11 protein-coding genes and 1 rRNA gene are annotated in these 12,981 nt (G+C 69.5%); 10 read left to right on the forward strand and 2 right to left on the reverse strand.

Annotated elements, in window-relative coordinates; genetic code table 11:
* Positions 1 to 49 precede the first annotated feature (49 nt).
* From PV789_RS05815 to PV789_RS05825, 3 genes are all read left to right on the forward strand, one after another.
* Positions 50 to 1,774, forward strand: coding sequence for a DEAD/DEAH box helicase (locus PV789_RS05815; protein ID WP_274976470.1), 1,725 nt, complete (start codon positions 50 to 52; stop codon positions 1,772 to 1,774).
* A gap of 135 nt (positions 1,775 to 1,909) precedes the next feature.
* Positions 1,910 to 2,896, forward strand: a complete 987-nt coding sequence (locus tag PV789_RS05820; RefSeq protein ID WP_274978058.1) for a zinc metalloprotease — start codon at positions 1,910 to 1,912, stop codon at positions 2,894 to 2,896.
* 88 nt (positions 2,897 to 2,984) lie between these two features.
* Positions 2,985 to 3,992, forward strand: a complete 1,008-nt coding sequence (locus PV789_RS05825) for a tryptophan--tRNA ligase (RefSeq protein ID WP_274976471.1) — start codon at positions 2,985 to 2,987, stop codon at positions 3,990 to 3,992.
* Positions 3,993 to 4,047: 55 nt separating this feature from the next.
* Here PV789_RS05825 and PV789_RS05830 read toward each other — a convergent pair whose 3' ends face one another.
* Together PV789_RS05830 and PV789_RS05835 are read right to left on the reverse strand one after the other, a co-directional pair.
* Positions 4,048 to 4,617 carry a nicotinamidase gene (locus PV789_RS05830; RefSeq protein ID WP_212641270.1) on the reverse strand — a complete coding sequence of 190 codons (570 nt, stop codon included), beginning with the start codon at positions 4,615 to 4,617 and terminating at the stop codon, positions 4,048 to 4,050.
* Between the two features lie 133 nt (positions 4,618 to 4,750).
* Positions 4,751 to 6,052 (reverse strand): nicotinate phosphoribosyltransferase, encoded by a 1,302-nt coding sequence (locus PV789_RS05835; protein WP_274976472.1) that lies wholly within the window; start codon positions 6,050 to 6,052, stop codon positions 4,751 to 4,753.
* 133 nt (positions 6,053 to 6,185) lie between these two features.
* On the opposite strand from PV789_RS05835, the gene PV789_RS05840 reads away from it, so the two are divergent.
* The 7 genes from PV789_RS05840 to PV789_RS05870 all read left to right on the forward strand — a co-directional run bounded on the left by PV789_RS05840 (position 6,186) and on the right by PV789_RS05870 (position 12,726).
* On the forward strand, positions 6,186 to 6,620 hold the full coding sequence (locus PV789_RS05840; RefSeq protein WP_017567443.1) for a M67 family metallopeptidase: 435 nt from the start codon (positions 6,186 to 6,188) through the stop codon (positions 6,618 to 6,620).
* A 95-nt stretch (positions 6,621 to 6,715) separates the two neighbouring features.
* Positions 6,716 to 6,994, forward strand: a complete 279-nt coding sequence (locus tag PV789_RS05845; RefSeq protein ID WP_274976473.1) for a MoaD family protein — start codon at positions 6,716 to 6,718, stop codon at positions 6,992 to 6,994.
* A 7-nt stretch (positions 6,995 to 7,001) separates the two neighbouring features.
* On the forward strand, positions 7,002 to 7,949 hold the full coding sequence (locus tag PV789_RS05850) for a PLP-dependent cysteine synthase family protein (RefSeq protein WP_274976474.1): 948 nt from the start codon (positions 7,002 to 7,004) through the stop codon (positions 7,947 to 7,949).
* A 347-nt stretch (positions 7,950 to 8,296) separates the two neighbouring features.
* On the forward strand, positions 8,297 to 9,049 hold the full coding sequence (locus tag PV789_RS05855) for an MBL fold metallo-hydrolase (RefSeq protein ID WP_274976475.1): 753 nt from the start codon (positions 8,297 to 8,299) through the stop codon (positions 9,047 to 9,049).
* Positions 9,050 to 9,123: 74 nt separating this feature from the next.
* On the forward strand, positions 9,124 to 9,843 hold the full coding sequence (gene rph, locus PV789_RS05860; protein WP_274976476.1) for a ribonuclease PH: 720 nt from the start codon (positions 9,124 to 9,126) through the stop codon (positions 9,841 to 9,843).
* A gap of 56 nt (positions 9,844 to 9,899) precedes the next feature.
* Entirely contained in the window at positions 9,900 to 10,505 is a 606-nt protein-coding gene (gene rdgB, locus PV789_RS05865) for an RdgB/HAM1 family non-canonical purine NTP pyrophosphatase (RefSeq protein ID WP_274976477.1), read from the forward strand.
* Positions 10,506 to 11,193: 688 nt separating this feature from the next.
* Positions 11,194 to 12,726: ribosomal RNA gene (locus PV789_RS05870) — 16S ribosomal RNA — on the forward strand.
* Positions 12,727 to 12,981 lie beyond the last annotated feature (255 nt).

Raw genomic sequence — 12,981 nt, forward strand, 5'->3', positions numbered from 1 at the left:
CGGTGCCCGCTAACCTCGTGGGGGTGATTAACGGGGGACGGTTCGCAGCATGACGGTGACGCAGACCACGACGGAGGACCGGCTCAGAGGCCTCCGCGCATGGCAGCGGGAGGCGTTCGAGGAGTACTTCCGCCGGGAACCGCGGGACTTCCTCGCCGTGGCAACCCCCGGTGCGGGCAAGACCACCTTCGCCCTCACCCTGGCCAGCGAACTCCTCCAGCGGCACACGGTGCGCGCCATCACCATCGTGTGCCCCACCGACCACCTCAAGAAGCAGTGGGCCGAGGCGGCCGCCCGGTTCGGCATCGCCATCGACCCCGACTTCCGCAACGGGCAGGGCGCCCTGGGCCGCCAGTACGTCGGCGTGGCCGTCACCTACGCCCAGGTCGCCGCCCACCCGATGCTGCACCGCAACCGGACCGAGGCGCGCAAGACCCTCGTCATCTTCGACGAGGTGCACCACGCCGGGGACGCCCTGTCCTGGGGCGACGCGGCCCGCGAGGCCTTCGACCCGGCGGGGCGCCGCCTCTCCCTGACCGGAACCCCGTTCCGGTCCGACATCAACCCCATCCCCTTCGTCGACTACGTCCAGGACGGCGCCGGGGTCCGCCGCTGCTCCTGGGACTACAGCTACGGGTACGGGCCCGCCCTGTCCGACGGGGTCGTGCGCCCCGTCATCTTCATGGCCTACTCCGGCGAGATGCGCTGGCGCACCCGCGCGGGCGACGAGCTCGCCGCCAGGCTGGGCGAACCCCTCACCCAGGACGCGCTCTCCCAGGCGTGGCGGGCCGCCCTGGACCCCAAGGGCGACTGGATCAAGCGGGTGCTCCAGGCCGCCGACCGCCGCCTGACCGAGGTCCGCAAGACCCACCCCGACGCGGGGGCCCTGGTCATCGCCAGCGACCACGAGAACGCCCGCGCCTACTCGCGCATCCTGCGCCAGATCACCGGCAAGGGCGCCACGGTCATCCTGTCCGACGACCCCGGGGCCTCCAAGAAGATCTCCCGGTTCGCCGCGGGCGACGACCGCTGGATGGTCGCGGTGCGCATGGTCTCCGAGGGAGTGGACGTACCCCGGCTGATGGTGGGCGTGTACGCCACCTCCACCAGCACGGCGCTGTTCTTCGCCCAGGCCATCGGCCGTTTCGTGCGCGTGCGCCAGCGCGGCGAGGTCGCCTCGGTCTTCCTGCCCTCCGTGCCCACCCTGCTGGAGTACGCGGGCGAGATGGAGCGCGAGCGCGACCACGTGCTCGACCGGACCCCGGGGGAGGGCGACGAGTACCCGGAGGAGGACCTGCTCCGGGAGGCCAACAAGAAGCGGGACACCCCCGACGCCGGGGAGGAACTGCCCTTCGAGACCATGGAGTCGGCGGCGGAGTTCGACCGCGCCCTCTACGACGGGGCCGAGTACGGCGGCGCTCCGGGCTCCACGGAGGAGGAGGACTTCCTGGGCCTGCCCGGTCTGCTCGACCCGCAGCAGGTCTCCCAGCTCCTGCGCAAGCGCAAGGCCGACCTCAAGGCGAGCGAGGTCAAGGCCCGCAAGGTGGAGGAGCCCGCCGAGGAGGACGGGCCCACCCACCAGGTCCTGGTCGACCTGCGCCGCGAGCTGAGCGGCCTCGTGGGCGCCTGGCACCACCGCACCGGCAAGCCGCACGGGGTGATCCACAACGAGCTGCGCCGCGCCTGCGGCGGGCCGCCCGTCGCGCAGGCCACCCCGGCGCAGATCCGCGAGCGGATCGCCAAGATCCGCGTCTGGGCCGTCGGCGGGCGGTAGACCACCCGAAACGGGCAAACACTTCGCAAGCTCGCGCATGTCCCATAAGCCCTTCGTGTCCGCTTCATTACCTTGTGTGAGATGAGTGGACACAGCCCTCGCGGCGGCTCAGCCGCGCTCTGCACCGGACTTCTGATGTGCGGGTTCGCCCTGGCCGGAATGGTCACGGTCACGGCGCCCGGCACCGTAGCGACCGACTCCCCGCGCGCCCAGTCGGCGCAGGGGGAGTCCGAACCGCTGGAGCCCTGCCTGCCAGGCGCCGCCAGGGTCACCGACCCGGACGCGGCCGGTCGGCCCACCGGCGGCAGCGAGGTGACGCCGCGTCAGGCGGCCCTGTACGAACAGCAGCTCCAGGAGGCACTCGTGCCCCTGCGGGGGCAGGAGCTCCAGCCGCCCCACACCGTCCCGGTCGTGGTGCACGTCATCTCCGCCGAGGACGGCCGCGGCGAGGTCAGCGACGAACGCGTCCAAAGGCAGATCGACGTCCTCAACGCCGCCTACGGCGGCGACACCGCCGCGGACCCGGCCCAGGCCGCCGAGGCGGCCCGCCGGGCGGGGGGCGCGGGCGCCGCCGCACCCATCGACACCGGCTTCCGCTTCGAGCTCAGCGAGGTCACCCGCACCACCAACGACGAGTGGTTCACCAGCTTCGCCGAACACCGCGACACCGTCCACGCCGAACTGCGCCGGGGTGACGCGGAGACCCTCAACATCTACACCTCGAACCTGGGCACCGGCCTGCTCGGCTACTCCTCCTTCCCCCAGGACTACGAGGACGCGCCCGAACAGGACGGCGTGGTGATCTCCCACGACACCCTGCCCGGCGGCGACCGCGACCGGTTCAACCTCGGCCACACCGGTACCCACGAGGTGGGCCACTGGCTCGGGCTCTTCCACACCTTCCAGAACGGCTGCTCCTCGCCAGGCGACTACGTGGACGACACCGCCTACGAGCGCGAGGCCGCCTCCGGCTGCCCCGAGGGCCGCGACACCTGCCCCGAGCAGGAGGGCGAGGACCCCGTCACCAACTTCATGAACTACAGCGACGACGCCTGCATGACCCACTTCACCGAGGGCCAGGCCGCGCGCATGGTCGAGCACTGGGCGGCCTTCCGCGCCTGACGCGGCGGCGGTCCCGGGCGCGGGCCGCCTCCCGCCGGGCGCGTGGCCGGGGCCGTGCGCGGGCCCGGCCGCCGCTAGGCTTGGCCCCATGGCAGCGAACACGTACCTGACCGGGATCAAGCCCACCGGCGACTTCCACCTGGGCAACTACATCGGCGCGATCAAGCCCGCCCTGAGCGCGGCCACGGCCTACGACACCTACTACTTCATCGCCGACTACCACGCGCTCAACACCATCAAGGACGCCGACGAGCTCCGCCACAGCATCCGGTCAGGCGCTGCCACCTGGCTCGCGTGCGGGCTCGACCCCGAGCGGACGATCGTCTACCAGCAGTCCCGGGTGCCCGAGACCTTCGAGCTCACCACCGTCCTGAGCGCCCTGACCCCCAAGGGCCTCATGAACCGCGCGCACGCCTACAAGGCCGCCCGCGACCGCAACAACGAGGCCGGGATCACCGACCTGGACGCCGGGATCAACATGGGGCTGTACAACTACCCCATCCTCATGGCCGCCGACATCCTCGTCATGGAGGGCACCCACGTCCCCGTGGGCCGCGACCAGTCCCAGCACATCGAGTACACCGCCGACATCGCCGGGTACTTCAACCACCGCTTCGGCGGGGCCTACAGCTTCCCCGTCCCCAAGGGCGTCATCGACGACAGCGACGCGAGCATCCTGCCCGGCGTCGACGGCCGCAAGATGAGCAAGTCCTACGACAACCACATCCCGCTCTTCCTGCCGGAGAACAAGCTCAAGAAGGCCGTGCGCCGCATCCCCACCGACTCCACGCCGGTCGAGGATCCCAAGGACCCCGACAGCTCGGTGCCCTTCCAGCTGCTCACGCACTTCGCCGACGCCCAGAAGGTCTCCGAGGTGCGCAAGCGCCTGGAGGCGGGCGGCATGGGCTGGGGCGACCTCAAGAACGAGCTGTTCGAGGCGATCAACGCCGAGCTGGGCCCCAAGCGGGAGCGCTACGAGGAGCTGATGGCCGACCCGTCCCGGATCGACGCCGTCCTGGCTGCCGGGTCCGAGCGCGCCCGCGAGCGCGCCCGCGCCACCCTGGAGCGCGTGCGCGCCGCCGTCGGCGTCGTCTGACACGCGGGGGCGGCGTCGCGCGCCGCCGCCCCTGCCCTCTGCCCCGGACGGGGCCTCAGCCGACCAGCGGCTCGCCCTCCAGCTCCACGCCCGCCTCGCGCAGCCGCTCCAGCGCCGCGTCCACGGTCGGGCGCGACACCCCGGCGGTCAGACCGAGCAGCACCCGCGTGCGCAGACCCTCGGCCACCGCGTCCAGGGCGGTCGCCTTCACGCAGTGGTCCATGGCGATGCCCACCACGTCCACCTCGTCCACGCCGCGCTCGCGCAGCCACGAACCCAGCGTGACCCCGCCCTCCCCGGTCACGCCCTCGAAACCGCTGTAGGCGGCCGTGTAGTGCCCCTTGTCGAAGACCTCCTCGGCCAGCGAGGCGTCGAAGCCGGGGTGGAACTCCACCCCGGGCGTGCCCGCCTCGCAGTGGCGCGGCCAGCTGTCCACGAAGTCGGGCTCCTCCGAGAAGTGCTTCCCCGGGTCGATGTGGAAGTCGCGCGTGGCCACCACGTGGTCGTAGTCGCTCGCACGGGCGTACTCGGTGACGGCGGCCGCGGTGCTGGCCCCGCCCGCCACCCCCAGGTTCCCTCCCTCACAGAAGTCCTTCTGCACGTCCACCACGATGAGCGCCCTCACAGCGGCACCCCTTTCCTTGTCGTCGGATCCGCCCTGGTCCGTGCACCACCGCCGGTCCGACCCGCGCCGACCCCCGTGTCGGAGGTCACCCGGACGGCCGTCCGCCGGTGCGCGGGCCCTCACGCGACATCCTCTAGTGGAACACCGTCGGCAGCGCGGCCTCGCCGCGCGACATCCGCAGGGCCTCCTCGGGCAGCTCCGCCACCGCCGCCCGGTGCCGCTCCCGGGCCTCGTGCACGCTCTCGTGGCCCACCACCGTGCCGTCGGCGACCAGGGGCCGCAGCAGCGGGCGCGTTCCCACCTGCGGGGACGGAGGGTGGGGGTAGACGTCCTCGGACACGGCCGTCCCCTTGTCGTCCAGCCGCCGCGACGCCCACTTGCGCCCGCCCCGGCTCGGCTTGCCCACCGAGCGCTTGGCCACCGGCTCCAGCGGTGCGTCCTCCTCCAGGCCGCGCGCCCGCGCCACCAGCTTGTACACCAGGGACACCGTCGGCGCGCCCGAACCGGTCACCAGGGAGGTGCCCACCCCGTAGCCGTCCACCGGCGCCACCGCCAGGGCCTGGATGGAGTGCTCGTCCAGGTCCCCGGTCACCACGATGCGGGTGTCCGTCGCGCCCAGGGAGTCCAGCTGCGCCCGCACGCGCCCGGCGTGGGCGGCCAGGTCGCCCGAGTCGATCCGCACCGCGCCCAGCCCGGGCCCGGCCAGCTCCACGGCGGTGCGCACCGCGCGCTCCACGTCGTAGGTGTCCACCAGCAGGGTCGTCCCCTCGCCCAGGGACTCCAGCTGCGCCTTGAACGCGTGCCGCTCGCTGTCGTGCAGCAGCGTGAACGCGTGCGCGGCCGTTCCGCCGGTGGGCACGCCGTGGGAGCGCCCGGCCTCCAGGTTGGAGGAGGTGGCGAACCCCGCGACGTAGGCGGCGCGGGCCGCGGCGACCGCGGACCGCTCGTGCGTGCGCCGCGAACCCATCTCGATCAGCGGCCGACCGCCCGCCGCCACCGCCATCCGCGTCGCGGCCGAGGCGATCGCGCTGTCGTGGTTGTACACCGACAGCGCCAGCGTCTCCAGGAGCACGGCATCGGCGAAGGAGCCCTCCACCACCAGGATCGGCGAGCCGGGGAAGTACACCTCGCCCTCGCCGTAACCCCACACGTTGCCCGAGAACCGGTAGTCGGCCAGCCACTCCACGGTGCGCTCGTCCACGACCCCGTTGTCGGACAGGAAGTCGAGTTCCTCCGTGCCGAACCGGAACCGCTCCAGCAGCTCCAGGAAGCGGCCCGTTCCGGCCACGACCCCGTACCTGCGCCCCTCCGGCAGCCGTCGGGCGAACATCTCGAACACCGAGTGACGGGCGGCGGCGCCGCTGTGCAGCGCCCCCTGGAGCATCGTCAGTTCGTAGTGGTCGGTGAGCAGCGCGCTGCTGCTGTCCTCGCTCATGCGCACGAGCCTAATCCGTGCCGGGTGGGACGGACGAGGTCGCCCCCACCAGCACCGGGCCGCCGCGGCCTCGGCGTTCGCCAACAATACCCATTTGGTTGGTAGGGAACCGGATGTAGGTACCCTGGTGAGCATGCTGAGGATTGATCGCGCGATCTACGACAGGATCGTCGCACACGCCCGCCGCGACCACCCGGACGAGGCGTGCGGCGTCGTGGCCGGACCCGAGGGCTCCGACAGCCCCGAACGCCTCGTCGAGATGGTCAACGCCGAACGGTCGCCGACCTTCTACCGGTTCGACTCCCTCGAACAGCTCAAGGTCTGGCGGGAGATGGACGACCGCGACGAGGAACCCGTCGTGATCTACCACTCCCACACCGCGACCGAGGCCTACCCCTCGCGCACCGACGTCTCCTACGCGTCCGAGCCGGGCGCCCACTACGTGCTCGTGTCCACGCGCGAGCCCGACACCGTCGAGTTCCGCTCCTACCGGATCGTCGACGGCCAGGTCACCGAGGAACCGGTGGAGGTCACCGGGCCCGGCGACGGCGCCGCGACCGCCCCTTAGGTTCCACACCACACCGGGCGGCGCCCAGGAATGGGCACCGCGCGCCCCCTGTTGGCAATGAACGCACACCAACGACCGCTAACGGAGAAACCCTCATGGCCATCGAGGTCCGCATTCCGACCATCCTGCGCAACCTGACCGACGACGCCAAGGTCGTCGAGGGGTCCGGCGACACCCTCGGCAAGCTGTTCGCCGACCTGGACAGCCGCTACCCCGGCATCGCCGAGCGCCTGGTGGCCGACGGCAAGCTGCGCCGCTTCGTCAACGTCTACCTCAACGACGAGGACGTGCGCTTCGTCGGCGGTCTGGAGGCCGAGCTCTCCGACGGCGACAACGTGACGATCCTGCCGGCTGTGGCCGGCGGAAGCCGCTAGGCCGCACATGCGCTACGACTCCCTGCTCGACTCCCTCGGCGGCACGCCGCTCGTCGGCCTGCCCCGGCTCTCGCCCTCGCCGCAGGTCCGGCTCTGGGCGAAACTGGAGGACCGCAACCCCACCGGCTCGATCAAGGACCGCGCCGCGTTCTTCATGATCGAACAGGCCGAGAAGGACGGGCTGCTCTCCCCGGGGTGCACCATCCTGGAGCCGACGTCGGGGAACACCGGCATCTCGCTGGCCATGGTCGCCAAGCTGCGCGGCTACCGCATGGTCTGCGTCATGCCGGAGAACACCTCCGCCGAGCGCAAGCAGCTGCTGGCCATGTGGGGCGCCGAGGTCCACTTCTCCGAAGCCGCGGGCGGCTCCAACGAGGCCGTCCGCGTCGCCAAGGAGATGGCCGCGGCCCACCCCGACTGGGTGATGCTCTACCAGTACGGCAACCCGGCCAACGCCCGGGCCCACTACGAGACCACCGGGCCCGAGATCCTCGCCGACCTGCCGGGGATCACCCACTTCGTGGCGGGGCTGGGCACCACCGGCACCCTCATGGGCGTGGGCCGCTACCTGCGGGAACACCGGCCCGGCGTGCAGATCGTGGCGGCCGAGCCCCGGTACGGCGAGCTGGTGTACGGGCTGCGCAACCTCGACGAGGGGTTCGTGCCCGAGCTCTACGACGAGTCCGTGCTCACCACCCGCTTCTCCGTGCCCTCCGAAGCCGCCCTCAGGCGGACCCGGGAACTCCTGGACAAGGAGGGCATCTTCGCGGGAGTCTCCACCGGCGGCGCCCTGCACGCCGCGCTGGGCATGGCCCGCAAGGCCGAGAAGGCGGGGGAGAGCGCCGACATCGCGTTCGTCATCGCCGACGCCGGGTGGAAGTACCTGTCCACCGGCGCCTACGAGGGCACGCTGGAGGAGGCAGAGGAACGCCTCGACGGCCAGCTCTGGGCCTAGGCTCCGGAGCCTGGACGACCCGTCCGGTGCCCGTCGCGACGCGTACGGGAGCGGCGGTCCGGGCCCTGCGGAGGCCGGCACCTTCGGGTGTCGGCCTCCGCGCCGTTCTGAACACCGTGGAAACACGCCTCGAACAAACAAGACATACGTCGTCAAGCGGTGTGAAAAATTCACACGTGATCGAGGTCGCGTGAGACGCGGGCCACATTTTGTACCACCCGGGCGGGCATTGGGGTACACCCGTAACAACGGGACATCCGCAGAACCAGCCGCCATCCGCACTCCGCACAGACTCTCGACGGGAGTGCCACGGACGCCGCGCGGCCCATCGAGAAGGCGACGACGACGTGCGACTCACGATTATCGGGTCCTCGGGGAGCTTCCCCGGGCCGGACAGCCCGGCTTCCTCCTACATGCTCGAAGCGGACGGCTACCGCCTCCTGCTCGACATGGGCAACGGCGCGCTCGGAACTCTCCAGCGGCACGTCGACATCTACTCCGTCGACGCCGTCTACCTGAGCCACCTGCACGCCGACCACTGCTTCGACCTGTGCTCGTACTGGGTGGCCAGGGCCTACCACCCGGGCGGCGCCAAACCCCGCATCCCGGTCTACGGGCCCGGGGGCGTGGCCCGGCGGATGGCCGAGGCCTACGGTCTGGAGCCCGACCCGGGCATGACCGAGGTGTTCGAGTTCCACGAGCTCTCCCCCGGCCCGTTCCGGATCGGCCCCTTCCAGGCCCGTGTCGACCACGTCAACCACCCGGTGGAGGCCTTCGGCATCCGCCTGGAGCACGGTGGCGCGTCCATGGCCTACTCCGGTGACACCGGGGTGTGCGACTCCCTGGTGGACCTGGCCGCCGACACCGACCTGTTCCTGTGCGAGGCCGCCTTCCAGGACCACCTCGACCACCCCAAGGACATGCATCTGACGGGCAGCGAGGCGGGCGAACACGCCAGCCGGGCCCGCGCCCGCAGCCTGCTGCTGACCCATCTGGTGCCGTGGAACGACGACGACGTCACCCTCACCGAGGCGCGCTCCACCTACGCCGGGCCCATCGGTCTGGCCCGCAGCGGCCAGGTGCACACGGTCGGCGGCTGACTGGGGACGGGGGTCGGCCGCGCGGTTGCGCACTCCAGCACCGCGGGGCACTCCACGGATATACGCTCTTGTCCATGGCCCGACCTGACGGACGCGTTCCGACCCAACTCCGCCCTGTGACCATCACCCGCAACTGGCTCCGCCACGCGGAAGGCTCCGTACTCGTCGAGTTCGGGGACACCCGCGTGCTGTGCGCCGCCAGCGTCGAGGACGGCGTCCCGCGCTGGCGCCGGGGCACCGGAGAGGGGTGGGTCACCGCCGAGTACGCGATGCTCCCCCGCTCCACCGACACCCGGGGCTCCCGCGAGTCGGTCCGCGGCAAGATCGGCGGCCGCACCCACGAGATCTCCCGCCTGGTCGGCCGCTCCCTGCGCGCCGTCGTGGACTTCAAGGCGATGGGCGAGCACACCATCACGCTGGACTGCGACGTGCTCCAGGCCGACGGCGGCACCCGCACCGCCGCGATCACCGGCGCCTACGTGGCGCTCGCCGACGCGATGAAGTGGCTGCGCAAGCGCCGCAAGCTCAAGAACAACCCGCTGACGGGCTCCCTGGCCGCGGTCAGCGTTGGCGTGGTCCAGGGCCAGCCCCGGCTGGACCTGAACTACCTGGAGGACTCGGTCGCCGACACCGACATGAACGTCGTCATCACCGGCGACGGCAGGTTCATCGAGGTGCAGGGCACCGCCGAGGGCGCCCCCTTCGACCGGGACCTGCTCAACCAACTGCTCGACCTCGCGGTCTCCGGCTGCGGGGAACTGACCGCGATCCAGAAGAAGGCACTGTCGGAGTGACCGCCACCCCACGGGCCGGTGCCCGTACCGGCGGTGCGCCCCGGGGAGGGGGAACCGTGAAGATCGTCCTGGCCACGCGCAACGCGAAGAAGGTCCCGGAGATGCGGGCCATCCTGGCCGACGCCGGGGTGGAGGCCGAGGTGCTCTCCCTCGACGCCTTCCCGGACGCGCCGGAGGTGCCCGAGACCGAGGCGACCTTCCTGGGCAACGCGCTGCTCAAGGCGCGGGCCATCGCCGGGCACACCGGGCTGCCCGCCGTCGCCGACGACTCCGGCATCGCCGTGGACGAACTGCGCGGGATGCCCGGAGTGCTGTCCGCGCGCTGGGCCGGCCGCTTCGGCGCGGGCGACCAGGACCGGGCCAACCTGGACCTGGTCCTGGACCAGATGGCCGACACCCCGGCCGAGCGCAGGGGCGCCGCGTTCGTGTGCGCGGCGGTGCTGGTGATGCCGGACGGGACCGAGGCCGTCGCCGAGGGCGTGCTGCGCGGCCGTCTGGTGCGCGAGCGCCGCGGGGAGAACGGCTTCGGGTACGACCCGGTGTTCGTCCCCGAGGGGGAGAGCCGCACCACGGCGGAGCTGTCCCCTGAGGAGAAGAACGCGATCAGCCACCGCGGGATCGCCTTCCGCAAGCTCGCCCGGGAGCTGGCGGACATCCTCTGAGGCCCCCGGACGTGTTCGGGGGGCCGCGTCGGCCCCCGTCCCCGGGGCGGTCCCGCCCCGGGGACGGAAAATCTCGACCTCCCATGTTTGGGCCCGCTGGCCACGGGAAGGGACAGTGACAGACGACAAGCAAGCCGACGAACGACCAGGCCCCGGGCTGGAGTCCCCTCCGAGCTCAGGCGGATTTGACGCCGCCGCTGAGGTTGCCTAAAATCGATCGGGTCGCTGCGGGACGGCGAGACACCCCACGGGGTCGACTCGGAACCGGGCCGCTGTTCTGACCTCCTCTCCAGGGCTTCGATGGTTCGAGCATGTGCTCGGGGCGTGTAGGCTCGGGGAGTTGCCTCGAAAGAGGAACCGGTCTTCTTGATCCGGTGCAATTTCGCAAAAACCGCCGATTTGGCGGGGCGCGGAACACCTGATAAAGTAAAGACACAACAAAGCGGAAACGCACAACGCCTTCGGCGGAAAAGCTCACAGCAGCTTGTACACGAAGAGCGGTTGTTTCTTGAGAACTCAACAGCGCGTGTTTGATTTTCTTTAAGCCATGTTTGTTTTGGCCCCGTCACACAGAACCATTCCGGTTCGTGTGCGGAGGTTCCTTTGATTAGCCGGGGTAACCCGGTTGGTCAGGATTACTTCTAGGTTTACCCGCCCAGGCCTCACGGCCGGGTCGGGTTGAGTGACCTTTATGGAGAGTTTGATCCTGGCTCAGGACGAACGCTGGCGGCGTGCTTAACACATGCAAGTCGAGCGGTAAGGCCCTTCGGGGTACACGAGCGGCGAACGGGTGAGTAACACGTGAGCAACCTGCCCCTGACTCCGGGATAAGCGGTGGAAACGCCGTCTAATACCGGATACGACCCGCCACCTCATGGTGGAGGGTGGAAAGTTTTTCGGTCAGGGATGGGCTCGCGGCCTATCAGCTTGTTGGTGGGGTAACGGCCTACCAAGGCGATTACGGGTAGCCGGCCTGAGAGGGCGACCGGCCACACTGGGACTGAGACACGGCCCAGACTCCTGCGGGAGGCAGCAGTGGGGAATATTGCGCAATGGGCGAAAGCCTGACGCAGCGACGCCGCGTGGGGGATGACGGCCTTCGGGTTGTAAACCTCTTTTACCACCAACGCAGGCTCGAAGTTCTCTTCGGGTTGACGGTAGGTGGGGAATAAGGACCGGCTAACTACGTGCCAGCAGCCGCGGTAATACGTAGGGTCCGAGCGTTGTCCGGAATTATTGGGCGTAAAGAGCTCGTAGGCGGCGTGTCGCGTCTGCTGTGAAAGACCGGGGCTTAACTCCGGTTCTGCAGTGGATACGGGCATGCTAGAGGTAGGTAGGGGAGACTGGAATTCCTGGTGTAGCGGTGAAATGCGCAGATATCAGGAGGAACACCGGTGGCGAAGGCGGGTCTCTGGGCCTTACCTGACGCTGAGGAGCGAAAGCATGGGGAGCGAACAGGATTAGATACCCTGGTAGTCCATGCCGTAAACGTTGGGCGCTAGGTGTGGGGACTTTCCACGGTTTCCGCGCCGTAGCTAACGCATTAAGCGCCCCGCCTGGGGAGTACGGCCGCAAGGCTAAAACTCAAAGGAATTGACGGGGGCCCGCACAAGCGGCGGAGCATGTTGCTTAATTCGACGCAACGCGAAGAACCTTACCAAGGTTTGACATCACCCGTGGACTCGCAGAGATGTGAGGTCATTTAGTTGGCGGGTGACAGGTGGTGCATGGCTGTCGTCAGCTCGTGTCGTGAGATGTTGGGTTAAGTCCCGCAACGAGCGCAACCCTTGTTCCATGTTGCCAGCACGTAATGGTGGGGACTCATGGGAGACTGCCGGGGTCAACTCGGAGGAAGGTGGGGATGACGTCAAGTCATCATGCCCCTTATGTCTTGGGCTGCAAACATGCTACAATGGCCGGTACAATGGGCGTGCGATACCGTAAGGTGGAGCGAATCCCTAAAAGCCGGTCTCAGTTCGGATTGGGGTCTGCAACTCGACCCCATGAAGGTGGAGTCGCTAGTAATCGCGGATCAGCAACGCCGCGGTGAATACGTTCCCGGGCCTTGTACACACCGCCCGTCACGTCATGAAAGTCGGCAACACCCGAAACTTGCGGCCTAACCCCTTGTGGGAGGGAGTGAGTGAAGGTGGGGCTGGCGATTGGGACGAAGTCGTAACAAGGTAGCCGTACCGGAAGGTGCGGCTGGATCACCTCCTTTCTAAGGAGTCTTTACAGGCCGGCATTACTTCTACAGCCGGCCGGACTCGAAAGTGGACCCGGCAGCATGACACATCTTCGGGTGTGGGCTGTTCGGGAGTGGCTGAAGATGAATCGAACTTGACCTCGGGCGACTAGAAGCGTCCGGGGGCGCGCTGTTGGGTGTCTGAGGAAACAACCTCCGGCTGGTGGCCTTTGGGCCTGGTCGGGTGTTGGTTCCCGCGGACCGCCTCTGAGAACTCTCGGTTCCTTGCCG

This window comes from Nocardiopsis camelliae (assembly GCF_028993595.1).
GTDB lineage: Bacteria > Actinomycetota > Actinomycetes > Streptosporangiales > Streptosporangiaceae > Nocardiopsis > Nocardiopsis dassonvillei.